The sequence below is a fragment of the Hwanghaeella sp. LZ110 genome (genome assembly GCF_048892525.1).
Classification (GTDB): Bacteria; Pseudomonadota; Alphaproteobacteria; order UBA8366; family Aestuariispiraceae; genus Pacificispira.
In genome coordinates this window covers 104422-129569 of record NZ_JBLZHT010000004.1, presented here as the reverse complement: position 1 = coordinate 129569, position 25148 = coordinate 104422, and the positions used below count along the sequence as shown (strand labels likewise).

26 protein-coding genes and 1 tRNA gene are annotated in these 25148 nt (G+C 56.3%); 19 read left to right on the top strand and 8 right to left on the bottom strand.

The features are described from left to right. The first annotated feature begins 1 nt into the window (after position 1). The 5 genes from ACOSDM_RS09285 to ACOSDM_RS09265 all read left to right on the top strand — a co-directional run bounded on the left by ACOSDM_RS09285 (position 2) and on the right by ACOSDM_RS09265 (position 5694). A complete protein-coding gene (locus tag ACOSDM_RS09285) occupies positions 2-772 on the top strand; it encodes a carbon-nitrogen hydrolase family protein (RefSeq protein ID WP_420724231.1) in 771 nt (256 codons plus the stop codon). Between the two features lie 26 nt (positions 773-798). Beyond that, entirely contained in the window at positions 799-2454 is a 1656-nt protein-coding gene (locus tag ACOSDM_RS09280) for a flavin monoamine oxidase family protein (RefSeq protein WP_420724230.1), read from the top strand. Between the two features lie 177 nt (positions 2455-2631). Continuing rightward, positions 2632-4095 carry an IMP dehydrogenase gene (guaB, locus tag ACOSDM_RS09275; RefSeq protein WP_420724229.1) on the top strand — a complete coding sequence of 488 codons (1464 nt, stop codon included), beginning with the start codon at positions 2632-2634 and terminating at the stop codon, positions 4093-4095. Between the two features lie 10 nt (positions 4096-4105). Continuing rightward, on the top strand, positions 4106-4354 hold the full coding sequence (locus ACOSDM_RS09270) for a SemiSWEET transporter (protein WP_420724228.1): 249 nt from the start codon (positions 4106-4108) through the stop codon (positions 4352-4354). Further along, the gene (locus ACOSDM_RS09265; protein ID WP_420724227.1) at positions 4351-5694 is read left to right on the top strand and encodes an RsmB/NOP family class I SAM-dependent RNA methyltransferase; all 1344 of its coding nucleotides are present in this window, start codon (positions 4351-4353) and stop codon (positions 5692-5694) included. The genes ACOSDM_RS09270 and ACOSDM_RS09265 overlap by 4 nt, the downstream gene beginning before the upstream one ends. A gap of 24 nt (positions 5695-5718) precedes the next feature. On the opposite strand, the gene ACOSDM_RS09260 is transcribed toward ACOSDM_RS09265, so the two are convergent. Together ACOSDM_RS09260 and ACOSDM_RS09255 are read right to left on the bottom strand one after the other, a co-directional pair. Further along, positions 5719-6462, bottom strand: a complete 744-nt coding sequence (locus ACOSDM_RS09260; RefSeq protein ID WP_420724226.1) for an SDR family NAD(P)-dependent oxidoreductase — start codon at positions 6460-6462, stop codon at positions 5719-5721. 15 nt (positions 6463-6477) lie between these two features. After that, the gene (locus ACOSDM_RS09255) at positions 6478-7272 is read right to left on the bottom strand and encodes a hypothetical protein (RefSeq protein ID WP_420724225.1); all 795 of its coding nucleotides are present in this window, start codon (positions 7270-7272) and stop codon (positions 6478-6480) included. 293 nt (positions 7273-7565) lie between these two features. On the opposite strand from ACOSDM_RS09255, the gene ACOSDM_RS09250 reads away from it, so the two are divergent. After that, a complete protein-coding gene (locus ACOSDM_RS09250; protein ID WP_420724224.1) occupies positions 7566-9659 on the top strand; it encodes a sodium-translocating pyrophosphatase in 2094 nt (697 codons plus the stop codon). An 87-nt stretch (positions 9660-9746) separates the two neighbouring features. Here the strand turns inward: ACOSDM_RS09250 and ACOSDM_RS09245 are convergent, their stop codons facing one another. Then, positions 9747-10211: an outer membrane protein assembly factor BamE gene (locus tag ACOSDM_RS09245; protein WP_420724223.1), complete on the bottom strand. Its 465-nt coding sequence runs from the start codon at positions 10209-10211 to the stop codon at positions 9747-9749. Positions 10212-10388: 177 nt separating this feature from the next. On the opposite strand from ACOSDM_RS09245, the gene ACOSDM_RS09240 reads away from it, so the two are divergent. From ACOSDM_RS09240 to ACOSDM_RS09200, 9 genes are all read left to right on the top strand, one after another. Then, on the top strand, positions 10389-10985 hold the full coding sequence (locus ACOSDM_RS09240) for a ubiquinol-cytochrome C chaperone family protein (protein ID WP_420724600.1): 597 nt from the start codon (positions 10389-10391) through the stop codon (positions 10983-10985). Between the two features lie 2 nt (positions 10986-10987). Beyond that, positions 10988-11566 carry a YceD family protein gene (locus tag ACOSDM_RS09235; RefSeq protein WP_420724222.1) on the top strand — a complete coding sequence of 193 codons (579 nt, stop codon included), beginning with the start codon at positions 10988-10990 and terminating at the stop codon, positions 11564-11566. Positions 11567-11652: 86 nt separating this feature from the next. Continuing rightward, on the top strand, positions 11653-11838 hold the full coding sequence (rpmF, locus tag ACOSDM_RS09230; protein WP_420724221.1) for a 50S ribosomal protein L32: 186 nt from the start codon (positions 11653-11655) through the stop codon (positions 11836-11838). 311 nt (positions 11839-12149) lie between these two features. Beyond that, positions 12150-13220, top strand: a complete 1071-nt coding sequence (plsX, locus tag ACOSDM_RS09225) for a phosphate acyltransferase PlsX (protein WP_420724220.1) — start codon at positions 12150-12152, stop codon at positions 13218-13220. Further along, a complete protein-coding gene (locus ACOSDM_RS09220) occupies positions 13217-14191 on the top strand; it encodes a beta-ketoacyl-ACP synthase III (RefSeq protein WP_420724219.1) in 975 nt (324 codons plus the stop codon). The genes plsX and ACOSDM_RS09220 overlap by 4 nt, the downstream gene beginning before the upstream one ends. 106 nt (positions 14192-14297) lie before the next feature. Further along, positions 14298-14588: an integration host factor subunit alpha gene (locus ACOSDM_RS09215; protein WP_420724218.1), complete on the top strand. Its 291-nt coding sequence runs from the start codon at positions 14298-14300 to the stop codon at positions 14586-14588. A gap of 89 nt (positions 14589-14677) precedes the next feature. Then, on the top strand, positions 14678-15133 hold the full coding sequence (locus ACOSDM_RS09210; protein ID WP_420724217.1) for a MerR family transcriptional regulator: 456 nt from the start codon (positions 14678-14680) through the stop codon (positions 15131-15133). 50 nt (positions 15134-15183) lie between these two features. Next, positions 15184-15260, top strand: a tRNA-Pro gene (locus tag ACOSDM_RS09205). A 307-nt stretch (positions 15261-15567) separates the two neighbouring features. Beyond that, positions 15568-16419: a hypothetical protein gene (locus ACOSDM_RS09200; protein WP_420724216.1), complete on the top strand. Its 852-nt coding sequence runs from the start codon at positions 15568-15570 to the stop codon at positions 16417-16419. Here the strand turns inward: ACOSDM_RS09200 and ggt are convergent. The 3 genes from ggt to ACOSDM_RS09185 form a co-directional block, all read right to left on the bottom strand. Continuing rightward, complete coding sequence (ggt, locus tag ACOSDM_RS09195) at positions 16416-18332, bottom strand: gamma-glutamyltransferase (RefSeq protein WP_420724215.1); 1917 nt, start codon at positions 18330-18332, stop codon at positions 16416-16418. The genes ACOSDM_RS09200 and ggt overlap by 4 nt on opposite strands. Then, complete coding sequence (locus tag ACOSDM_RS09190) at positions 18329-18637, bottom strand: hypothetical protein (protein ID WP_420724214.1); 309 nt, start codon at positions 18635-18637, stop codon at positions 18329-18331. Before ACOSDM_RS09190 ends, ggt begins: the two co-directional genes overlap by 4 nt. Before the next feature lie 754 nt (positions 18638-19391). Continuing rightward, the gene (locus tag ACOSDM_RS09185; RefSeq protein WP_420724213.1) at positions 19392-20267 is read right to left on the bottom strand and encodes an ATP-binding protein; all 876 of its coding nucleotides are present in this window, start codon (positions 20265-20267) and stop codon (positions 19392-19394) included. A 218-nt stretch (positions 20268-20485) separates the two neighbouring features. Between ACOSDM_RS09185 and yajC the strand changes: the two genes are divergently transcribed. The 4 genes from yajC (at position 20486) to ACOSDM_RS09165 (ending at position 23978) form a co-directional block, all read left to right on the top strand. Further along, complete coding sequence (gene yajC / locus ACOSDM_RS09180; protein WP_420724212.1) at positions 20486-20893, top strand: preprotein translocase subunit YajC; 408 nt, start codon at positions 20486-20488, stop codon at positions 20891-20893. 90 nt (positions 20894-20983) lie between these two features. Next, positions 20984-22597 (top strand): protein translocase subunit SecD, encoded by a 1614-nt coding sequence (secD, locus tag ACOSDM_RS09175; protein ID WP_420724211.1) that lies wholly within the window; start codon positions 20984-20986, stop codon positions 22595-22597. A gap of 3 nt (positions 22598-22600) precedes the next feature. Next, the gene (gene secF / locus ACOSDM_RS09170) at positions 22601-23557 is read left to right on the top strand and encodes a protein translocase subunit SecF (protein WP_420724210.1); all 957 of its coding nucleotides are present in this window, start codon (positions 22601-22603) and stop codon (positions 23555-23557) included. A 46-nt stretch (positions 23558-23603) separates the two neighbouring features. Then, entirely contained in the window at positions 23604-23978 is a 375-nt protein-coding gene (locus ACOSDM_RS09165; RefSeq protein WP_420724209.1) for an Mth938-like domain-containing protein, read from the top strand. 25 nt (positions 23979-24003) lie between these two features. Here the strand turns inward: ACOSDM_RS09165 and ACOSDM_RS09160 are convergent, their stop codons facing one another. After that, positions 24004-24621 (bottom strand): TetR/AcrR family transcriptional regulator, encoded by a 618-nt coding sequence (locus ACOSDM_RS09160; RefSeq protein ID WP_420724208.1) that lies wholly within the window; start codon positions 24619-24621, stop codon positions 24004-24006. Positions 24622-24645: 24 nt separating this feature from the next. Beyond that, positions 24646-25011, bottom strand: a complete 366-nt coding sequence (gene erpA / locus ACOSDM_RS09155; protein ID WP_420724207.1) for an iron-sulfur cluster insertion protein ErpA — start codon at positions 25009-25011, stop codon at positions 24646-24648. Between the last annotated feature and the right edge of the window lie 137 nt (positions 25012-25148).

The following is a 25148-nucleotide window of genomic DNA, read 5'->3' as shown; positions in this document are numbered from 1 at the left end:
CATGCGCCTTGCCCTAATGCAGTCACGCCCAATGACGTCTATGACAAAAGCTCTGACACGGCTGGCGGAAGAGGCGCATCGTGCCGGTCAGAATGGCGCGAACCTGCTTGTCACGCCTGAGATGTTTCTGTCTGGCTATAATATTGGGGCTGCGGCGATTGAGGCGGCGGTGTCAGAGATGGACCTTGAACGCGTCTGCGATATTGCCAGACAGCATGGCATCGCCCTTCTGGTTGGCGGCCCGGATCGTGTTTCCAGTGCCATATATAACGCGGCGTTTCTGATTGATGCGGGCGGTAGTGTGCGCAGCACTTATCACAAGACTCATTTATACGGGGACGTGGATCGCAGCCAGTTCACAACGGGGGAGGCCCTGTCGGAGATTGTGACGCTGGACGGTTGGAACCTGGGCGTCGCGATTTGCTATGATGTGGAATTCCCAGAAGTGACACGCGCCCTGACCGTGAAAGGCGCACAGGTTATCCTGGTGCCAACCGCCAATATGCGCCCCTATGATACGGTCTGTACCCGCCTTGTGCCTGCGCGGGCACAGGAAAATGGCGTTTATGTCGCCTATGTAAATTATGTCGGGCGGGAAGCGCCCTTCGATTATTGCGGTCTGTCCTGCCTGTGTGACCCGACCGGTGCGGATGTTGTCCGGGCCGATGGGGAGGGGGAGGAAACCCTGTATGCCGATTTGTCGCATCCGGTTTTGCGGGCGACGCAAGAGGATGTCACCCATCTATCGGATCGTCGCACCGATCTTTATTGACGAACCGTCACTGTGAAAGCACGTCCATGACAGACGCACCGATTACCGTGTTTGGGCCCGATTTTCCCTTCGCCTATGATGATTGGCTGGCCCATCCCAGCCGCCTTGGCAGTCTGCCTGCGGACAGTCATGGTGCGAAGGTTGCCGTGATCGGGGCGGGACTGTCTGGCGTGATCGCTGGATATGAGCTGATGCGACTGGGCGCGCATCCCATCCTGTTTGAATCCGGGCAACTGGGCGGGCGGCTGCGCTCTCAACCCTTTGAAGGGGCAACCGATATTGTTGCTGAACTGGGCGGCATGCGCTTCCCGGTCTCCGGCACCGGATTCTATCACTATGCCGACATGCTGGGCCTGGAAACAAAGCCCTTTCCAAACCCGATGACACCCGCTGCCGGGTCCACGGTAATCGATCTGGAAGGCGAAACGCACTATGCAGAGACGATGGCCGACCTGCCGCCCTTGTTTCATGAAGTCGCCGCCGCTTATGACCAGGCCCTGGAGGAAGGGGCACGCTTTAGTGACCTGAAGGCGGCAATCCGCGCCAAAGACCGGGCGCGCATCAAGGAAATCTGGAATCCGCTGGTGCGTGATTGGGATGAACGGACCTTCTATGACTTCATCACCACATCCCCCGCCTTTCAGCGCTTGAGCTTTCGCCACCGGGAGGTTTTTGGACAGGTTGGCTTTGGCACCGGGGGATGGGATTCCGACTTCCCGAATTCCATGCTGGAAATTCTGCGGGTCAATGTCACCGATTGCGACAGCAACCAACGGTTTTTCGTCGGGGGGGTGGAACGGTTACCGCAAGGCCTGTGGCGGCGTCCTGCTGATGGCAAAGGATACTGGCCCGCAGGGACCAGCCTGCAATCGCTGAACAGCGGCGCGACGCGGCCCGGCGCGACCCGCATTCATCGCGCCGAAGGGGGGCGGATCGCAGTGACCGATCGCTGGGGACGGACTGAGGAATTCGATGCAGTAATCGCGACCTGTCAAAGCTGGCTGCTGACCACCGCGATTGATACGGAGGAGGCGCTGTTCAGCCAGAAGCTTTGGATGGCCCTGGACCGCACCCGCTACATGCAATCCTCAAAAACCTTTGTCATGGTTGATCGTCCTTTCTGGAAGGACCGGGATCCAAAGTCTGGGCGGTATCCGTTATCGATGACCCTGACCGACAGGCTGACGCGCGGAACTTATCTGTTCGATAATGGACCGGATCAGCCCGGTGTGATCTGCCTGACCTATTCCTGGATGTCTGATGCCCTAAAGATGCTGCCGCTGCCCGTGGAACGCCGGGTCGAACTGGCATTGTCTGCCTTGCAGAAGATCTATCCGGATATGAATATCCAGTCCCATATCATCGGCGACCCGATCACTGTCAGTTGGGAAGCGGATCCAAATTTCCTGGGGGCATTTAAAGGCGCGCTGCCGGGGCATTATCGCTATAACCACCGCATGTATCGCCACTTTATGCAGGATGCCCTGCCACCCCAGGAACGCGGATTGTTTCTGGCAGGCGATGATATCAGCTGGACGCCAGCCTGGGCGGAAGGCGCGGTGCAGACAGCCCTAAATGCGGTTTGGGGTGTCATGACCCATTTGGGGGGTCGAACTGCGCCGGATAATCCAGGGCCGGGGGATTTATATCCCCAATGGGGTCCGATTCGACTGGATGATTAGGGTTATTTGACAAAGGCACCCTGATTTTTTGTCTTAAATTGGCAAAAATTGCATCCGTGCCACCACGGAACATGTGTTTTTGGCCTATTTCTGCAACGCTTGCCTGATTGAAGCTTGGATTAAGAGTGAATTTGCGTATAGTGCGGCACCGAAAGCTGAGATAAGGAGTGTGCCACCATGCGTTTTGCTGAAGCCCTGACTTTTGATGATGTCCTTCTCCAGCCTGGTCACTCTGAAATCCTCCCGGCGCAGACCGATACGGGCGCGCAGCTCACCAAGACTATCCGTTTGGGAATTCCCTTGATCTCTGCGGCCATGGATACGGTGACCGAAGGCCCGCTGGCGATTGCCATGGCACAGCAGGGCGGCATCGGCGTTATCCACAAGAATATGACAGCCGAAGAACAGGCGCATGAAGTGCATATGGTAAAGCGCTTTGAAAGCGGCATGGTCGTGAACCCGATCACGATCACGCCAGAGCGCACATTGGCCGAGGCGCTGGAACTGATGCGGCGCAATCGGATCAGCGGGATTCCCGTTGTCTCCAAGCGATCCAAGAAACTGGTTGGCATCCTGACCAACCGTGATGTCCGTTTTGCCGAAGATCTGGATACGCCGGTCAAGGAATTGATGACCAAGCGGGGATTGATCACGGTGCCGGAAGGGGCCAGCCGTGAAGAGGCGAAGCGCCTGTTGCACCAATACCGCATCGAAAAGCTGCTGGTTCTGGATTCGGAAAAGCATTGCGTCGGCTTGATCACCGTAAAGGATATCGAAAAGGCACAAAACTTCCCTAATGCCTGTAAGGACGAGCGGGGGCGCCTGCGGGTCGCTGCTGCGACCGGAACGGGCAAGGATGGTCTGGCCCGGGCAGAACAGCTATTGGATGCGGGCGTGGATGTTATCGTCGTCGACACCGCCCATGGTCATTCCCAGGGTGTCCTTAATCAGGTTGCCAGCGTTAAGAAGCTGTCAAATTATGCCCAGGTGATTGCAGGCAACGTCGCCACGGCAGAAGGCGCGCGGGCCTTGATCGATCATGGCGCCGATGCGGTGAAAATCGGGATAGGGCCGGGGTCGATTTGCACCACCCGCATTGTTGCTGGCGTAGGTGTGCCGCAATTAACCGCGATCCTGGAAGCATCGGAAGTCTGTCGTGAACTGGGCGTTCCAGCCATTGGCGATGGTGGCATTAAATTCTCCGGCGATCTGGCAAAAGCCATTGCAGCGGGGGCGAATGCCGTAATGATCGGGTCCTTGCTGGCCGGGACAGAAGAAGCGCCGGGTGAAGTCTTCCTGTATCAGGGGCGGTCTTACAAATCCTATCGCGGCATGGGCTCTGCGGGGGCAATGTCGCGCGGGTCTGCCGATCGCTATTTCCAGGAAGAAGTGTCGGAAAGTCACAAATTCGTGCCGGAAGGCGTTGAAGGTCGCGTTCCCTATAAAGGACCGGTTTCTGGCGTGGTGCACCAATTGGTGGGCGGCTTGCGTGCCGCAATGGGCTATACCGGAAGCCGCTCAATCGAGGACATGCAGGAACGCGCAACCTTCCGCCGGATTACCAATGCGGGCCTGCGCGAAAGCCATGTTCATGATATCACGGTGACGAAAGAGTCCCCCAATTATCAGATTGATCGGTGAGTATCCGTAAATGATCAGCCTGATTGGCCTGATGGCCGCCTTGTGTACGACGGTGGCATTTGTGCCGCAGGCGTTGAAATGTTGGCGTTCCCGGTCGACAGCAGATATCTCTCTGTCGATGTTTCTGATCTTTGCGCTTGGGGTTTGCCTTTGGCTGGCCTATGGGATCGTGCGTGAAGATTTGCCGCTGATACTGGCCAATGGGGTAACCCTGGCGCTGGTACTGTCGATCCTGTGGATGAAGGTACGATTTGGATGACCCCTGGTGCGCGGATTTCCGCTGCGATTGAACTGTTGGACCGCCTGGACACCCCTGGCGCACCCCCTGCGGATAAGATGATGTCGGATTGGGCACGCGGTAATCGCTATGCCGGGTCCAAGGACAAGGCTGCCATTGCGGGCATGGTCTATGGCACTCTGCGTCGGCGGGGCCAGATTGATTGGTGGTTGGATCGCGCCAAGAGCGGCCCGCCGGATGGTCGTTCGCGTCTGCTGGTCTGGCTGCAACTGGGTGAAGGCATGCGCCTGACCGATTGGGAAACCGTCATCACCGGGGAGCGATTTGATCCAGCCCCGCTGAGTGGCATGGAAAAGCGCGTGATGGTCGAATTGGGCGCACAGCGCGGGTTTGAACTGGAATGCCAGCCGGATGTCACCGCCGGAAACATGCCGGAATTTCTACAGCCGATTTTTGCACAATTATATGGCTCGGATACCAAGCGGCAATTGGCCGCGCATCTGGACGAGGCTTCGGTCGATCTTCGGGTGAATACGCTGAAGACAGATCGGGAGTCGGCCCAGGCAGCCCTGGCGGAAGAGGGTATTGTCACAAAGCCGACCCCATTGTCGCCAATCGGTCTGCGCCTGGCGGACCGTAAGCCGTTGAGCGGGACTAAGGTCTTCAAGGAAGGCCTGGTCGAACCCCAGGACGAGGGATCACAATTCGCCGCGCTGTTGGTTGAGGCCAAGCCGGGCATGAAGGTTGTGGATTTCTGTGCGGGCGCTGGCGGTAAGACGCTGGCTATGGCGGCCACGATGGAGAATACCGGTCGGATCATCGCCTGTGATGTTTCCGAACCCCGCCTGAAGCGCGCCGCCCAGCGGTTGAAGCGGGCAGGGGCATTTATGGTGGAGCGTCGCCTGTTGTCGTCGGAACGGGACAAATGGGTGAAGCGCCGCGCCAATCGGTTCGATGGTGGCTTTGACCGCGTCTTGATTGATGCCCCCTGCACGGGATCGGGCACCTGGCGACGCAATCCCGATCAGAAATGGAAGCTGACACCGGAAGGCCTGGAAGAGGTGATGCACAAGCAATCGGTAGTGATGGACAGCGCCGCCAGGCTTGTCGCGCCGGGGGGCCGCATGATCTATGTGACCTGTTCAATCCTGCCACAGGAAAATGAAGATCGCGTCGCAGCTTTTCTGGCCGATCATCCTGATTTCTATCAGCATCCGGTGGCGGAAGTCTGGACAACACTTTTCCCGAACCTGGCCTATCCAGGGGCAGCGGACAGTCCAAACCTGCGCCTGACCCCGGCCGATCACGGTATGGATGGATTCTTCATCTCCATTTTGGGACGCAAGCTGACTGCCGGTTGATGGTCCAGATTATCGCGCGTCGCTTCAGAACAGGATGGTTTTTCCATCCCAGGCGATCAGGCTGCCTGTCTGGGGGGCGGTTGCGTCATTGATGACGCTTAGCAGGCGTTCCGCAGCATAAGTGGCGCTGAACAGCTTGCCTTCCGGGACGCCCTTTTGAAACGGGGCTGACAGATTCGTCGCGACGGTGCCAGGATGCAGACCCAGGACAATGGCATCCTTGTGGCTGCGCGCCAGTTCAATCGACAGCGTTTTCAACAGCATGTTCAATGCAGCCTTGGACGCACGATAGCCATACCAACCGCCCAGCGCATTGTCCGAAATGCTTCCGACCCGTGCCGATAGGGCGGCAAAGACTGCTTTTTCTTCCTTTGGCAGCTTTGGCAGGAAGTGTTTCGCAACCAGCGCTGGACCGGTCGCATTGACGCGCATGACCTGATCCAGCCAGTCGGGGTCCAGATTGCGCCATGATTTTTCTGGCCCAAGTTTCTGATCCCCGTGATCTTGCTGATGCAGGATGCCGGTTGCCACAAATACCAGACGTGGCGCAGTGACCCTGGTGGCGGCGGCCTTGATCGAGGCTTCATCCGCGATATCGATCTGTCCAACCCGAACGCCATCAGCCGTTGCGACCAGTTCCCGGCGTGCAAAGGCATGCACGGTCTCGAAATGCGGATCAGCGGCCAGCAGAGCCGTCACAGCCGCGCCAATTCCACCAGATGCGCCGATCACGACGGCTTCCGATCTGTCGGGAAAGGATGTCATCATAGGGATACACTCTCCTTACGCATTGTTTAGCCATCCTGTCAGGTCTGTGACCGGGGGGCGGAAATACAGGATGACACGACCCTGCGGCCCGGCACTGGCATCTGCTTGCCATTTGGCCATGCCATGCAGGCAGTGCCGATGCATTACGAATGACTGTCCCGGTTGCGGTGCCAGTGTAATGCGCGCGCAGTTCTTAAATACCTTTCGCCGCACGGCCTGATAGGACTCTGTAATATCAAGATTCCGCCATTTCGTTGGCGCGATCCCGGCAAAGGTTTCCTGTAACCAGGCCTGAATAATCCTGTGAGATCCCTCCCAGATCACGAAGGGGGATGCCCCTGTCGAGTAGTCGGTCGCTGGAATACCCAATAGAAACCCGTGATATTCCCTCAGATACCGCCGCCGCTGGGGTCCTTCTTTTAACAATCCATCGATATGGGCGGCATCGCGATCCCGGCGAAAGGCATGCATTGCGTCCGTCTCTCCCGCCATTGGCTGCGGATATCCGGGATGGCAAACCGATACCTGCGCCCGATCCCACGGTAAGTCTTTGTAATTAAGGCGATCATGGATGAAGTCAACAGCGGTTCCAGATAGGGCTGGTCCGCCGGATACGGCCCCAGTCGCATCGTTGGACAGCACATTCACCCCGGCAAACCAGGTTCCGCCATAGCGCAGCCAGTGGGCATTTTCCGGGGCGGCGATGCTGGTCCAGACAGCGGGCAGGGTGGCGTCCAACCAGTGCCGCAGCACAGGATCGGTTGGGAAGAGGCACCACCCCTTCTGGTGATAGTGGTCGAAACTGTTCATGCCATCCTTATTGCGCCACAGGAAGGCGACATGCCAAGCCCCGGATCAATGAAAAACAGGTTTTAATGCAGATTTTCTTCGATCCGTCGAATCGGTTTACAGAATGGGACTGTTCGCCTAACTTTGCGCTGGTTTTCGGGATGATACTCATTCTGAAGCAATAGCGGTTGCAACTGATCTAACAAAGAATCCCCGCTTTAAAAAAAACATGCCATGTCGGTGCAGGGGCCTCCCAACGCATCAGCACAAAGAGCAATCAGGGTGGGGATGCCAAGAAGGGAAACGAAACGCCAATGGAATACGAATATATTATCATTGGATGCGGAATTTTGGCAGTGCTGTATGGTGCCGTCACGTCCAAAAGCATCCTGAGCCTGAGTGCGGGCAATGAACGCATGCAGGAAATCGCCGCAGCCATTCAAGAAGGTGCTACGGCCTATCTGAACCGTCAGTATATGACCATTTCATTGGTCGGTGTTGTGGTTGCCATTATTCTGGGGTTGGCGTTGAGCTGGACCAGCGCCATTGGCTTTGTCATCGGTGCCGTTTTATCGGGCGCTGCTGGTTACATCGGGATGGTCATCTCCGTGCGCGCCAATGTTCGCACGACTGAAGCCTCTCGCGAAAGCCTGGCCGCGGGTCTTTCGGTTTCCTTCAAATCCGGCGCTGTGACCGGTATGCTGGTTGCCGGTTTGGCGCTGTTGGCGATCGCTGGCTACTATTTTGTGCTGATTGGTCAGTATGATGTGAACGATGCCAATCAGGCCAAGAACATCATTGCAGGCCTGGTCGGTCTGGCCTTTGGTGCGTCACTGATTTCCATCTTCGCCCGTCTCGGCGGCGGCATTTTCACCAAGGGGGCCGATGTCGGCGCTGACTTGGTTGGCAAGGTCGAAGCCGGCATTCCGGAAGATGATCCCCGCAACCCGGCTGTTATTGCCGATAACGTTGGCGATAATGTCGGCGACTGTGCGGGCATGGCGGCTGACTTGTTCGAAACCTATGTCGTGACGGTTGGGGCCACCATGGTACTGGCCCTGATTTACGGCATCACCGGTCTGGAGATGAGCCAGTTCCTGATGTATCCGATGATGATCTGTGCGGTTTGCCTGGTCGCCTCAATCATCGGCACGTATTTCGTGCGCTTGGGCGGCGGAACCAACATCATGGGGGCCTTGTATAAGGGCTTGATTGCATCGGCTGTATTGTCTGCGGTGGCCCTGTATTTCGTGACCGATCATGTGATTGGCATGGATCTGCAAATGACCGTGAACAGCGTCACTTTCAGCGGTATGGATCTGTTCCTGTGCGGGATTGTCGGTCTGGTTCTGACCGGTCTGATCGTCTGGGTGACAGAATATTATACTTCAACAGAATATCGCCCGGTGCGGTCCATCGCGAAAGCATCGGAAACCGGCCATGGCACGAATGTGATCCAGGGTTTGGCGATTTCGATGGAAGCAACCGCCATTCCAGCAATTCTAATCTGTGTTGCGATCATCGTGACATTCCAGATTGCAGGCCTGTTCGGGATCGCCATCGCTGTGACCACGATGCTGGCCTTGGCCGGTATGGTTGTGGCTCTGGATGCTTATGGTCCCGTGACTGATAATGCCGGTGGTATCGCGGAAATGGCGGAGCTGGATGACAGCGTTCGCAAAACCACGGATGCCCTGGATGCTGTTGGGAACACGACAAAGGCTGTAACCAAGGGTTATGCGATTGGTTCTGCCGGTTTGGGCGCACTGGTTCTGTTTTCGGCTTATACGGCGGATCTGACCCGGTACTTCTCTGCCACCAATGTCGATTTCTCGCTGTCTAACCCGTATGTCGTTGTTGGCTTGTTGATCGGTGGCCTGCTGCCGTATCTGTTTGCCGCAATGGGTATGACGGCTGTTGGACGGGCAGGGGCCGCAGTTGTGGTTGAAGTGCGTCGTCAGTTCAAGGAAATCCCTGGCATCATGGAAGGCACGGGCAAGCCACAATATGGCCGCTGTGTCGACATGCTGACCAAACGCGCAATCGGTGAAATGATTGTACCGTCCTTGCTGCCGGTATTGAGCCCGATCGTGCTCTATTTCGTCATCAATGCGGTTTCGACCCAGGGCAATGCCTTCGCCGCTGTTGGCGCGATGTTGTTGGGTGTGATCGTGACCGGTGTCTTCGTTGCAATTTCCATGACCGCCGGCGGTGGTGCCTGGGATAATGCGAAGAAGTATATCGAAGACGGCAATCATGGTGGCAAAGGCTCGGAAGCTCACAAGGCTGCTGTGACCGGTGACACGGTTGGGGATCCCTATAAGGATACCGCTGGTCCTGCTGTGAACCCAATGATCAAGATCACCAATATTGTGGCGTTGCTGCTGTTGGCGGCCTTGGCCCATTGATCTGACATCTGTCGGGTCTAGACCATGAAAAACCCCGGGGCGCAGGCTCCGGGGTTTTTTGTTTAAAGTGACTTGTGAACCGGTCGGTTAGGTCCCGAATTTCCCAAGGTTACCAAACAACTGTTCCATAATTGACATGGTGCGACCGGATGTCGGGGTCTCTTTCTCTTCCAGGTTAACCTCTGTCAGCGCATCCTTGTCATAGGTATCGATGGTCTGCAGCGTACCACCTTCGTCAAAATGAAAGGCCAGAACCTGATTTTCGGTGACTTCCGTTGGATAGAAAGCCCAGGTTTCCCGACGCTGGCTCATATAATACCAGACATTATCGTCAAACGTGCCAATGGTTGAGGGGGTTCCAATGGCCGCGACCACATCGCGCTTGGTCGATTGTCCGACGGATATCTGTTCCAACCGGCTTTCCAGCGGGGCATTTCCGCGCAGGGCGACTTTCGGGTCGCACGCAGTCAGGGCCAGCAACAGAATACTCACAGACGCGCCGGTTTTCAGGCTGCGCCGCAGGGCTTTTTGGGTCGAGGCGGCAAATTTCATCAACGCAACCTTGCTCTTTATCAGGGTTTTACCAACTGTTTTAGTGTGGGCCGCGCCGGGCTTTTTTTCAAGCCATCTTGCCGAATGGGCCGGGGAACGCTAAGTCCCGGCTGAAGATATGGCAAGGGGCGCAAGGATGCGTCTGAACGATACCCGGGGTTGGTCACCGTGTTTGATATGTTTAGAAGCTTCTTTCGAACCAGATTAACGCGCGAGCAGAAAATCGCACTGGTGCTGTACGAGCAGATCGTGACCGCCGCGCGCCAGCCTGTATTATATGCCAAGGCCGGTATTCCAGACACATTGGAAGGGCGTGTGGAGAGTATTGCCTTGCACACCTTCCTGTTGTTCCGCCGCATGACGGGTCGTCCTGACTGGGATGTTATCGGCGGTGCCTTGTCTGATGAAATTGTCGCCGACTTTGATCGCTCCCTCAGAGAGATGGGCGTGGGGGACATGTCGATTGGCAAAAAGGTCAAGAAGCTTGCGCAATTGTTCTTTGGGCGTTTTGACGCCTATTGGGGTGCGATCAATGGTTCGGACGGGGCCGACGACCTGGAAACGGTGCTGAAATGGGGCGTGTTTCAAGGACAGGATATCGATTCGGCGCGGCTTTCCGCAATGGGTGAGTATTTCGACAAACAATCGGCGCATCTGTTTACCCAGACAGAGAAGAATATTCTGGTCGGCCGTGTGACATTCACGTCCCCGGATCCTGTTTTTGCTGCCTTGCCTCCTGTTCGATTGAGTACCGATGTTGAGGAGCCGGCATAGTCATGACGAAAGAGTTAGATCAGGACGCGCCAGAATTCAGCACTGTGATAGAGGTCGATGAAATCCCCTCCAAGGGCCTGCAGATGCAATTGAAGGCGGATGCGACACAGCGTGAGGCCCTGGCGCGGCGTTTTGATATTCTGAGGGTGGACAGCCTGTCTGCTGAGTGTCGCCTGACGCTGCTGGCCGGCGGGCCTATGGTGCAGGTGAAGGGCACAATCCTGGCTGTGGTCCAGCAAAACTGTGTCGTCACGCAAGCGCCCCTTAAACAATCCATGAGGGTTCCCTTCAGCCTGGAATTTGCCCCCGCATCGATGGTGGAGGAAAATGTTGAACTGACCCTGGAAGACGCAGATCCGCCCGATGTCATTCTGGAGGGTAAGATTGATGTGGGAGAAGCCGTCGCCCAGCAACTGGCATTGGCGCTGGATCCGTATCCCCGCCAGGATGGCGTTAACCTGGACCAGGTACTGGATGCTTTACCCGAGGGGCGTAAGGCGCTATTGGATCGCACAGAACCTAAAAATCCATTCGCCGCGCTGGCTGGATTATCAAATTCTACCAGCAAGGATGACGAATAGACGCAAACCGGGTTGCCGTAGCCTTACAAAAGGGCTATGTAGGCCGCCGTTTTGCAAGACACCTCAAGCTTACGAAGGTCAAACAAATGGCAGTTCCAAAGAGCAAGATCACCAAATCCCGCCGTGGCATGCGTCGGTCGCACGATGCGCTGGGCAATCCGTCTTATCGTGAAGATCAGACCACCGGCGAAATGGTGCGTCCGCACCATGTTGACCTGAAGACCGGCATGTATCGTGGTCGCCAGGTTGTAGAGCCGAAAAGCGGATTCTAAACTAACGGCACTTGGGATCCTTTTAAGGGGTCGAGTGACCAGTTGGTATCAGAGTAAACAGAATCGGGCCCTTGCGGGCCCGATTGGTGTTGCCGGACACTGAGTTCATTAAACACGTGACGTGTTTAACGCTGTATTTGTTGGGCAATGTTGAATGTCAGATAGCAAATTTATCTGGCAGGGGGTTGTCGGACACCCGGGGAGGTGTTCCGATGCAGGGTATAGAATAATATACTCGACTAGATGCTCCGCAGGCGCGGCGTGTTCAAAGGTACTAAGGTCGGGTTATCCGCGTTAAGGGGACACTGCCCGTGGCGAAGCCTCTGGTGATCGCATTGGATGGAATGGGGGGCGATGGCGCTCCTGATATCGTGGTGCGCGGCGCCGCGCTTGCACGGGAGCGCCTGGGCGACGCGCGGTTTCTGATTTTTGGCAATCAGGCCATTCTTGCACCGCTTGTCGAAAAAGAAGCCCTGCTGAAAGATTATGTCGAAATTCGCCACACCGAACAGGTTGTGGCCAGCACGGACAAGCCCAGCTATGCGCTGCGGCATCTCAAAGATTCAAGCATGCGCAAAGCCATTGATGCCGTTCAGGCGGGGGAGGCTGATTGCTGTGTATCTGCGGGCAATACCGGCGCCCTGATGGCGCTGGCGATGTTTGGGCTTCGCACTCTCAAGGGCGTCAGCCGCCCTGCGATCTGTTCTTTCTTCCCGACCCAGAAGGGGGAGACCTGTATGCTGGATTTGGGCGCGAATGTGGAATGCAGCGCCCAGCATCTTGTACAATTCGCCGTGATGGGGGAGGTCTTTGCCCGCACTGTTATGGGAATTTCCAAACCCAGCGTGGGTCTGTTGAATATCGGGACGGAAGACCTGAAAGGTCGCGATGAAATTCGCCAGGCCGCAGCCCTGTTGCGCGCTAGCGCCCTGCCCATGCATTTTGCTGGGTTCGTTGAAGGGGACGACATTGCAGGCGGCACTGTGGATGTTGTCGTGACAGACGGGTTTACTGGGAATGTCGCCCTGAAAACAGCGGAAGGCACATCCCGTCTGATCAGTGCCTTCCTTCGGGAAGCATTTCAATCCAGCACCCTGGCCAAAATCGGATATCTGATCGCCAAACGCGCGATGGGCAAATTGCGCTATCGGGTCGATCCGCGTCGTTACAACGGCGCGGTCTTGCTAGGCCTGAATGGAATCACGGTAAAAAGCCACGGTGGCACGGACGAGATTGGCTTTGCCAATGCGATTGGTGTGGCGGCGGATATGTGCGCGCATGGTTTCATCGATAAGATGAAGGCCGATTTTGAAACCCTTAATCAGGAAGGGGCGGAGGTTCCGGTGAGTGTTGAAGTCGAAGCCGAAGTCAAAGCATCGTGAAGACTAGAAGCGTAATACGGGGTGTCGGGGCCTATTTGCCCAGCAAGGTCCTTTCAAACGATGATCTGTCCAAGACGATCGATACGACGGATGAATGGATAAAACAGCGCACTGGGATTGCCCGGCGCCACATTGCAGCACCGGGTGAGCTGACGTCGGACTTGGCCTGTGTGGCGGCCAGGCGGGCAATGCAGAATGCTGGCGTTACGGCGGAAGATGTGGATCTGGTGATCCTGGCGACGACCACGCCCGACAATACATTCCCAGCAACGGCAACCCGCGTTCAGGCGAAATTGGGCATTCGATCCGGCGCCGCGTTTGATATTCAGGCTGTCTGCACCGGTTTTGTTTATGCCCTGACCCAGGCGGATAACATGATACGGCTGGGCCAGGCGACCTGTGCGCTGGTTATTGGGGCAGAGATTTACAGCCGCATCCTGGATTGGGAAGACCGGGGAACCTGTGTTTTGTTTGGCGACGGTGCCGGTGCCGTGGTGCTGCGGGCGGAAACCACGAATGGGGTGGAGCGTGATCGCGGTATCATTTCCACAAAACTGGGTGCGGACGGGCGATTTTATGACAGCCTATATGTGGATGGTGGACCGGCCACAACCGGCACAGCAGGTTATGTCCGCATGCAGGGAAAAGAGGTGTTCAAGCATGCAGTGGAGCATATGTCCTCGCTGGTGCTGGGGCTGCTAAAGGCGGAAGGATTGACCACATCTGATCTGGATTGGCTGGTCCCGCACCAAGCAAATATACGTATTATCAATAAAGTAGGGGAACGTCTTGATCTTTCAGATGAGAAGGTGATTGTCTCCCTTGAAGAGCATGCCAATACGTCTGCAGCGACGATTCCCCTGGCTATGAATCAGGCCATGGAACGACAGTTGTTTAAGCCAGGTGATCTGATCGGTTTGACCGCGATGGGGGGGGGATTCACCTTTGGGGCGGCATTGCTTCGTTGGTGATGTGACCCTGAAATCAGATTCTGTAACTTGGTTTGTTGACGCGATAATCAGACGGGGATACTCTGATCCATCGTAATCGTTTGAAAACCTTGGGGGAGTTTGGGCTATGGCGGGAAAAACCGTTACCCGCGCGGAGCTGGCCGAAGCGGTATATCAGGAAGTTGGCCTGTCGCGAATCGAATCGGCCGCTTTGGTGGAAGCCATTTTGGGGGAGATGGCGGATGCACTGGTTACTGGAGAATCAGTGAAAATCTCTTCCTTTGGTAGCTTTTCCGTGCGTCAAAAAGGCGAGCGTATCGGGCGTAATCCCAAGACGGGAGAGGAAGTACCGATTCTGCCGCGCCGCGTTCTTGTGTTTCGGCCCAGCCATGTCCTTAAGGACAAAATCAATCAGTGATCGATTGAATCCGGGTTGGATGTTGTCCCCATACCCATTCGTCGCAAAGGGCCATTCGTTTTGCCTCACGGTCGGACTTGGCAATTAGTATGAGTGATATTTCAGATCTCAGTCGGGCGGAAAAGTCCGCAGACGCCTTCCGGACTATTACGGAAGTGGCTGATCTGTTGGATATTCAGCAACATGTCCTGAGATTCTGGGAAACAAAATTCACCCATATCAAGCCGATGAAGCGCGCGGGCGGGCGTCGCTATTATCGCCCCGAAGATGTGCGCCTGCTGCAGGTGATCCGTCGGTTGCTGCATGAAGAAGGCTATACCATCCGCGGTGTGCAGAAACTGCTGCGCGATAATGGGGTTAAGACGGTGCTGGATTGGGGTGACGAGGGGGCAACGGTGCCCGCGCCGGAACCCGAAATCGCCTCAACCCCGTCAAAGATTGATGTCGCGGCGCTGCACAGCCTGCGCGAGGAACTGGCCCAGGCCCGTGATTTACTGGCTGTTGACGATGCCGTCTCACCAAATCATGCAAAAGACCGTGAATAGGGAATTGCAAGGCAGGGCCACAGGTTCTATATGAACCCGTCTCACACTAACGGGGCGTAGCGCAGTCTGGTAGCGCACTATACTGGGGGTGTAGGGGTCGTAGGTTCAAATCCTGCCGTCCCGACCAGTGAGACCAAGGGGTTAGCGGCATATCACCGCTAGCCCCTTTTTCGTAGTGGGGTGCAGCTTGCCAGTTTCCCGCGCCTCAATCCCTTCATAAGACCTTCATCTGGTCGCCCTATTTTGGTCACAGGACTCCGTCACAACCAGCCGCGTTGACCGGGAGGCACTGGCCGCCGCTTGGACGATACACCGATCCCACAAACATTTTTGCTCCGTGTCTGTGGGATCGGACCAAGCCGAATGCGGTTTGTTCGGGGTGACAAGCGCAGGCATGATCCGTCATGATGGTGTCTCATTCTTGGAGATGCGAAATGGTCGACGCGCCCACCCACTGGACTCAATTTGACAGTCTGTACAATCTATCAGATCCGCGCCCCTACTTCCGCGGTGTGGCGACCGGGGATTATCGTATGCCAGGGGTTCTGGCAGCGATCCTTGCGCGCCTGCTGCCCGTTCTGGCGGATCGCCGGGGGACGAGCGATGTGCCGCGTCTGATTGATTTCGCCTGTGGCTATGGCGCAGTCGGTGCCTGTCTGCGCACGGGATCCACGATGGCCGATCTGTATCGGATTTATCAGGCGGATGCGCCAAGCGCCGGGGATGTGGCAACATTTTTGGCACATCGAAAAGAGAACATCCCGAATCACTGGATCGGTGGCGTCGATATTGCCGATGTCGCTCTGCACTATGCCCAATCAATCGGGGCTTTGGACGGGGCGTATGCGTGCAATGTTTTGACCGATGAAATTCCATCCGGTTTACGCGATGCCGTGTTGCGGGCGGATATGATCTATGAAAGCGGGGCGATCGGGGATCACATTGCCGGTGCAATGGATGCCCTGCTGACCATTTGTGCGGGCAAGAACAAGCCGTGGCTGTTGTTGTGCCCCAGACCCAGAGTGTCCGTTACGGCCATTGAACAAGCCCTGGCACATCATGACTATCGCCTGGAGACTTTGGTGGAAAAGGTGCGCTATCGGCGCGCTTTCTCAGAGTCGGAAATGGTGGAGGAGATCGCGGCGGGCCTTCGTCACGGTCTGTCGGAACAGGAATGTGCCATAGATGGCTATTTCAGGGTCGATATCCGGATAGGCTTTCCAAATGGGGACTCGATCAATAGGGCGAAGGCCGCCCTGAAAGGATTTCGGTCGGATCAGTATTAGTGTTGGGGGATCAGCCTGTCGAAAACCTGATCCAGGTCTGACGATAGGTTTCCTTCACCGACGGCCAGCCCTTCGCGCCTTGGATCGACGCCACCGATATACTGACCACCGATAAATTCGACCCCGTGCAGGCCGCTTGCCATCGCGCGGCGTTGGACGTCATAGCCCCGCGCGGTCAGCGTGGCGGCGATGCCATCCAGATTGGGGTTTTCCTCGATCTCCATTGCGCCATTGCGGTTCAGGAAATGGGTCGTTTCAATTGCGCGCTGTAAGCTCATATCCCAATCCAGCACCGCCATCACGGTTTTTGCGACATAGCCGATGATCCGGCTGCCGCCGGGCGAGCCCAGTGCCAGACGTGGCTGGCCATCTGGACCAAAGACCAGTGTTGGGGCCATGGAACTGCGCGGGCGCTTGTTTGGTTCATAGCGATTGGCAATCGGCAGGCCGTTCTCAACGTCACTCCAGGCGAAATCGGTCAATTGATTGTTCAGCAGAAAGCCGCCCACCATGACGCGTGAGCCAAATCCCGTTTCGATGGAGGTCGTCATGGTCGCAACACTTCCGGTGCGGTCCACCGCCACAAGATGCGATGTAGAGGGGAGTTCCGGGCTGTCATCCAGAACATTGGGCAGGAAGGCGTGATCATTGGTCGGATTACCCGCCTCTCTGGGCACTTTTGGCGCATGGCTGAAATCCATCGTCCGTGCGCGCCGCACCAGATAGGCGGGTGACAGCATCTCCTTCAAGGGCACGGAAACGAAATCAGTATCCGCCAGAAATCGGTTCCGATCCGCAAAGGCCAGGCGCATCGCCTCCCCAAATATCTGAATGCCATCGGCAGAAAGCGGATCTGTCTCTCGGATGTCGCGCTCGCTTTGTTCCATCAGCCCAAGGATTTGCAGCACTGTTGACCCACCGGAGGACGGCGGTGCCATGCCACAAACCTGATAAACGCGGTAACTCAGGCACAGATTGTCGCGGCGCTTTGCCGTGTAATTGGCAAGATCGGTGAGAGACAGGGCCCCAGGATTACGGGGGGCAGTTTGAACCGCTGTAACGATGTCTTCCGCCAGGGGGCCCGTATAAAACGCATCGGCGCCACCGGTTGCAATGGCCCGCAGGGACCGGGCCAGATCCGGATTGCGCAAAATTGTGCCAATGGGATGGGGCTTTCCCGTCGCGGTATCATAAAAATAAGACCCTGCCGGTTCCATGTCTTTCAGATATGGCGCATCCTGCAGCAAGCCATTCAGGCGTGGGCTGATTGGAAACCCTTTTTCCGCCAATTGAATGGTGGGGGTGAATAATGGGGCCCAGGGCAGTGTTCCATGATCCTGATGGGCCAGTTCCAGCATGCGCAAAATGCCGGGAACCCCGACCGAGGCCCCACCGGTCACAGCTTCCATAAAGGGTCGGAACGCGCCATCCTGTTGCAGCACATAGTCACCACTGCCATTTGCCGGGGCGGTTTCCCGGCCGTCATAGGATGTCAGGCCCCCCGTTTTGGCGTCCCAGACCAGCAGAAAGCCACCACCGCCGATGCCAGAGCTTTGCGGTTCCACAAGGTTTAGCGCAATCTGGGAAGCGATGATTGCATCCACCGCTGATCCACCTTCATCCAGAATGGCAGCCCCGATCTGGGCGGCGACCGGATGGGCGGCAACCATCATATACTCCTGGGCGGTTACCGCCTTGTTTTCAGATTCAGTTTCTGACCGGTCGATCAGGGCTTCCGGTGCGATCCCTTCTATGGCAGCGCTGGGAGAGGGGGATTTACCCGGCGCATCGCCGCCCGGCACGCCTAGTAGCGCCTGCAACGCCAATCCCCCCAGCATGGATCCACCGCCAAGGACGATCAGTCCTAACCCCGCACGCAAAAGGGAAGAAATGGTGCCCGATTGCTCCTTCATGAGGCGCTGCGGGTTTTCTCAGCGTCGATCTGTGCCCGGCCCAGATCGGTTAGCTTACAGACCAACCAGTCCGGTTTCAGCGGATTGTTGAACCAGGGTTCGGCCCAGCCCTGTTCGATACAACTGCGCACGGTTCGGTCGCTGATGCGCTGACCGTCCTCATCAAACAGCGGCAGTTTTCCGCCCGGTTGGTCCACGCCCCGCAAAAGATAAGCCAATTGCACCCGTGATGGTCTTGCGCCCCCCCGGATGGTGGCGGGTCTTACATCTTTCAACTGAATAACCTTTGCCTCCGCTTTTGGCATGCCATCCCCCCTATGCTCTGGAACAATGGTAAGGGAATTATGGCAATCTGGGCAAGCGTGAAGGAAGAAACGCTCTCAGGGCGCGCGCTCCCTCGGTATCGTCATCCCGGACTTGATCCGGGATCCAGGGCGGGTGGCGCAGATTTGGGCATGTGGCTCTGGCTTCTTTGAAGAGTTACCGCAGAGAGCGCGGAGGAGGCGCAGAGAGCGCTGAGGGGTTTGTGGGCTATGGCATTCCACTTCTGGCCTTAAGCACCATTCTCATCCTGAGGAGGCGCGACAGCGCCGTCTCGAAGGATGCGCTGTAAGGGCGGTGCTTACAGACAGATCACCCTTCGAGACGCTGCGCTCCTCAGGGTGAGGGTGTAAATGTCTAATACATCGTCATCCCGGACTTGATCCGGGATCCAGGGCGGGTGGCGCAGGTTCGGGCATGTGGCTCTGGCTTCTTTGAAGAGTTACCGCAGAGAGCGCGGAGGAGGCGCAAAGGGCGCTGAGGGGCTGGTGGGCTATGGCATTCCACTTCTGACCTTAAGCACCATTCTCATCCTGAGGAGGCGCGACAGCGCCGTCTCGAAGGATGCGCTGTAAGGGCGGTGCTTACAGACAGACCACCCTTCGAGACGCTGCGCTCCTCAGGGTGCGGGTGTAAATGTCTAATACATCGTCACCCCGGATCGATGTCCGGGGTGACGAGGGTTTTTGCAGATAAACCGCAGAGAAGGCGCGAAGGGTGCGGGTAACGTCTGTCTATCTAAAGAGGTTTGCCCAGTTTTCCGGCCAGATCCTGAATAAATTGCCAGGCGACGCGACCGGATCTGGCACCACGGGTTACGGTCCATTCAACGGCCATGGGGCGCCAGGCATCCTCTTCGATCGGCAGGTCATAGGCCTGCACATAGCCCCGGATCATTTCGAAATAGGTATTCTGATCGCAGGAATGGAAGCCCAGCCATAAGCCGAACCGGTCGGACAGGGAGACCTTTTCTTCCACCGCTTCGGATGGATTGACCGCTGTGGAGCGTTCATTTTCAATCATGTCACGGGGCATCAGATGGCGACGGTTGGATGTCGCATAGAACAGGACATTTTCCGGCCGGCCTTCGATTCCCCCTTCCAGTACCGCTTTCAGCGATTTATAGGCTGCGTCCTGGCCATCAAAGGACAGATCGTCGCAGAACAGGATGAAGCGCCGGTCCAATGGTCGCAGCAGGGTCAGAAGCCGGGGCAGGGTGGGAATATCCTCCCGGTGCAATTCAATCAGGCAGACTGGCTTTCTCTCACCCGACTGCGCCAGTTCTGCATTGACCGCTGCATGAGATGCCTTCACCAGAGAGCTCTTACCAGCCCCCCGCGCCCCCCACAGCAAGGCATTATTTGCAGGCAGGCCATTGGCGAATCGGCGGGTGTTTTCCAGCAATTGATTGCATTGTAAATCAATGCCTTGCAGCAACCTTATATCAACACGGTTGACCTTTGGAACCGCTTCCAATTGGTCTGTTTCCGGGTGCCAGATGAAGGCTTCTGCGGCCCCTAATTCAAACTTGGTCGGCGGCGGCGGGGCCAGTCTGTCCAGCGCATCGGCGATGCGCAATAGGGTTGTTTGTAAATGCGTATCAGACTCGACCATAAACAGTGTTCCTGGATGCTGGATGGATTGGATAGGGCGCAAACCCTATCGCCCCGGTTCGGGGTGGTCAATCGACCCAAAGTGCCCCTTAACACATGGCATTGCACTTTCCTTGCGTGTCCGTATAGTCCCCCGCGACTTTACAGATGGCGGAATGCGGCACGCCTCCCCATCTTTCACAAAACCAAACGGGCACAAACCAAACTGGGAGTAGACACATGCTGATTTCAACGGCTTTCGCGCAGGACGCGGCTGGTGCACTTGGGGGAGAAGGCGGGTTGGGCATGTTTTTGCCGCTGATCCTGATTTTCGTAATTTTCTATTTCCTGCTTATTCGCCCGCAACAGAAGCGCCAGAAAGAGCATCAGGCCAAGCTGTCGGCGGCACGTCGCGGTGATAAGGTTGTGCTGGGCGGCGGCATTCTGGGTTCGGTCGTCAAGGTCGTTGATGACAATGAATTGCAGGTCAAGATCGCAGACGATGTCGAAGTCCGCGTTCTGAAGTCGACCCTGATGGATGTCGTGTCCAAGCCGGAACCGGCGAAAGACGGTGCCAAGGGCGCCCCCGCCAATGAGCAGGGAACGGAAAAGAAATCCCTGTTGGGTGGTCTTTTCGGCAAGAAGTGATTGGATTTCGCCTATCTTAAGGGGGGATAAGGCTCTTGCGAGGGTCTTATCCTTAACCTTTTTGGACTTCAGACGTAACGGACGGTTCGTATGCTGCAATTTCCTGCGTGGAAAAAGGGCCTGATCGCGGTGATCGCCTTATTGGGTGTGCTTTATGCCGCCCCAAACGTGACGGGCCCCTGGTCCCCCTGGGAGGATTATCCAACCTGGGCCCCAGGCAAGTCGCTGAGCCTTGGGCTGGATCTGCGGGGGGGAGCGCATCTGTTGGTTCAGGTCCGAACCGATGATGTAATCCACGAACGTCTGAATTCCACAGCCGATGCGCTGCGGGTCCTGTTGCGCGAAAAGCGGGTGCGCGCCAGCAGCTTTAATGTCGATAATAGCGGCCTTAGTGTTTCGTTCACCATTCGCGACGCAGCGGACGGGGATGCAACGCTGGAAGCGATTGACGATGCGGCTCCCGGCTATGATGTGGTCCGAACAGGCGATACGCGGTTTAGTTTGGTGCTGCCGGAAACTGAAGTTCTGGCAATCAATCAGCGCACAATGGCGCAGTCCTTAGAGGTCGTGACACGCCGTGTGAACGCGCTGGGCCTGACGGAGCCGACAATCCAACGCCAGGGCCTGGATCGCATTCTGATACAGGTGCCAGGTCTGGCTGATACCAATGAATTGAAATCAATTCTGAATGCCCAGGCGCGTTTGACCTTCCATCTGGTTGATTTTGAACAACAGGCGCAAGCCATTCAATCGGGACGCGCGCCGTCTGGCTATCAATTGATGCCATCGATTGAGGAATCAGCTTCGGGTGAGCCGCTGCGACAGTATCTGGTATCCCGCCAGGCATTTGTTTCCGGTGAGAATCTGACCAATGCCCAGGCGACGTTTCAGGATGGTCGTCCCGTGGTTTCCTTCACCTTCGATTCGATTGGCGCACAGCGCTTTGGGCGGGTGACACAGGAAAATGTCGGCGGCTTCCTGGCGGCCGTTCTGGATGGCAAGGTCGTCAGCGCGCCGCGTATCCAAAGCCCGATCCTCGGCGGCAGTGGCATCATCACCGGGAACTTCAGTCTGGAAGAGGCCCAGGAAACATCCCTGCTGCTGCGGGCAGGGGCATTGCCAGCGCAGATGGATACAATTGAAGAACGCACGGTTGGGCCGGGGCTGGGACAGGATTCGATTGAAGCCGGCGAATTGGCCAGCGTGGTTGGATTTGTGCTGGTGGTGGTCTTCATGTTCGTGACCTATGGCCGGTTTGGTGTCTTTGCCAATATCGCCCTGGTATTAAACTTGATCATGATTATTGGCGTGTTGTCTGCGCTCAGCGCAACACTGACTCTGCCGGGGATCGCCGGGATTGCATTGACGGTCGGTATGGCAGTTGATGCGAATGTGCTGATTTTTGAACGCATTCGGGAGGAAGCCGCAAATGGTCGCGGCGTCCTGAATTCCATTGAGGCCGGGTTTGAGCGTGCCTTTGTCACCATTGTCGATTCAAACCTGACAACCCTGATCGCGGCGGTTCTGCTGTTTGCCTTTGGATCGGGCCCCATTCGGGGGTTTGCGATTACCCTGGCGATCGGCATTGTGACCTCTATGTTCACGGCGATCATGGTTACGCGCTATCTTATCGTACGGTATGCACGAGCGAAAAAACCGACGACATTGCCAATTGCCGCCAAGGCCGTGGCTGAGGAGGCCTGATCCATGCTGTTACGATTGATTCCAGACAATACGAAAATCAACTTCATTGGTCGGCGCAGATTGGCCTATATCTTCTCTGTCCTGCTTATTGCGACGTCTATCGGGTTATTCATGTCCCGTGGCTTGAACCTTGGGATTGATTTTGTCGGTGGCACGCTGTTGGAGGTCAAGACAGAGCAAGGCAAGGGCGTTGTTGACTTCCGGGAAGCACTGGGCAGCCTGGGTCTGGGAGATGTTCAGATTCAGGAGTTTGGCGCGCCGGACGATCTGTTGATCCGCATTCAACGCCAACCCGGTGATGATGTGGCGCAACAGGCTGCCCTGCAAAAGGCAAAAGATGCCATTGATTCCATGGTTTCTGTCGACGCAAACGGCGAAAAGGAATATCGCCGGACCGAAGTCGTCGGACCGACGGTCGGGGCGGAACTGCAGAAGGCGGCAATCTATGCCATCTGTTTCTCCATCGGGGCAATCATGTTGTATATCTGGCTGCGATTCGAATGGCAGTTCGGGATCTGCGCCGTTGTGGCGCTGTTGCATGATGTGATCACCACGATTGGCCTGTTCGCATTGCTGCAGCTGGAGTTTAATCTGGCAACCGTGGCGGCGCTTTTGACGATTGCTGGGTATTCGATCAATGATACCGTGGTTATTTTTGACCGTGTGCGTGAATTCCTTCGCAAATACAAGACGATGTCGCTTCCGGATTTGTTCAATATCGCCATCAATAGCACCTTGTCGCGCACCACGATGACAGCCTTGACGACATTGCTGGCGCTGGCTGCGCTGGCGGTGTTCGGGGGCGGGGTTATCCGTGACTTCTCCATCGCGCTGATCTGGGGGATTACAATCGGGACCTATTCGTCGATTTGTATCGCCGTGCCGTTGCTGTTAGTGCTGGAACCGCATCGTGGAGATGATGTTGGTACATCGGAAGAGGCAAAGGCAGAACAGGCATAAAGTCAGCCTCTTCACCTAATTGATTGCGTCAGGAAGGGGCGGCCGAATGGATATCACCCCAGCAGTTCCCGAAAACCGGATGCTGATCGATTCTTATGGTCCGGGCCGATTTCAAGTGCGCGGTATCGCCTATCAGGGGCCTGTGATCGTGTTTCCGACCCATGTGGTGCCTTGGTCCTTGACCAGGGCGGCCGATGTCTCCCTGGATGCGTTGTCACTGGTTCAGCAGGAATCGCCCCCTATTGAGGTTCTGCTGTTGGGGACAGGGGAGCGGATGGAGATGATCCCCTCAGCCTTGCGCGATACCATTCGGAATGCAGGGCTTTCCATGGATATCATGAAGACGGGGGCCGCCTGTCGCACATTCAATGTCCTGATGATCGAGGGACGACGCGCCGCTGCGGCCCTGATCCCGATGTGATCGACTCCAGCACGGGAGAGGGGCGTCACCCGATTTCTATCAACCGGCACAAGGCTGTATGTTGATAGCGCAGATCGGCGCGCAACTGTTCCAGTTCGCGCGGCGTATCCTTCACAAATTCGATAAATTGATTGTTCATGTTGTTAAACAGCATGCGACCGAATACTTGCGGGTCTATTTTCGGGTGGATGCGTTCCAGTCGTTGCAAGGTCATCAGCATACGACTGATCTGATCGGCCAGTCTGGCGTCCAGATCGGTATAGTGGCTGGCAAAAACCGCTTCTGGTTGTTCGATAGAGGCGGCGATGGCGTGTCGCCAGCTTTCCTTGTCCAGATAGATAAGTGATTTTTCCAGAAAAAGGCCGATCAACCCATCAACCGATTCCAGCACATCGAGGGAAGGGTTCCTGACAAAGGATTCGCCTGCTTTCAGAACATCGTTTACTTCCATTGCGACCAGGGCGATCAGCATTTCCCCTTTATGCCCGTAATAATTATAGACGGTTCCGGGGGAAAGACCGGCCTGTCTGGCGATGTCTTCGATTGTGGCATTGCCATAGCCAGCGGACCGGAAGCAGTGCGCTGCTGCATGCAGCAGACGTGATTCCCGATCCTGTTTCTGTTGTTCGCGAAGGCCGCTCATACGCTGTCCCCGCGACTGGTTCAATCAGACGGAAAAAGACGTTCCACAGCCACAGGAGGAGGAGGCGTTGGGATTGTTGACCTTGAAATAGGCCCCGACCAGATCATCGACATAATCCAGTTCGGACCCCGCCAACAGGTCCATTGATACCGTATCGGTGACAACGCGCACGCCATCGCGTTCAAACACCAGATCGTCGGCGCCGGATTCGGTGTCGAAATCAAAGCCATATTGATAACCGGAACAGCCGCCGCCCGATACAGTGACCCGCAACATCAGGTCCGGCTTGCCTTCCTGTTTGATCAAACGGTTCAGGCGCGCAACAGCGGAATCTGACAGGCTGAGATGCCGTGTGGCTTCATCGGTTTCGATTGCGAAAGGGTCAGACATCACTTTTAAGTCCTAAACTGGTTGCCAATTCCGATACACTAGCACATTGCTAGGCACTTCTCATAGGTAAGTGGTCACAGTGTTTTGTCAATCGACGGACTCGGAATAGACCATCCCGATAGATCCTACAATGTCGC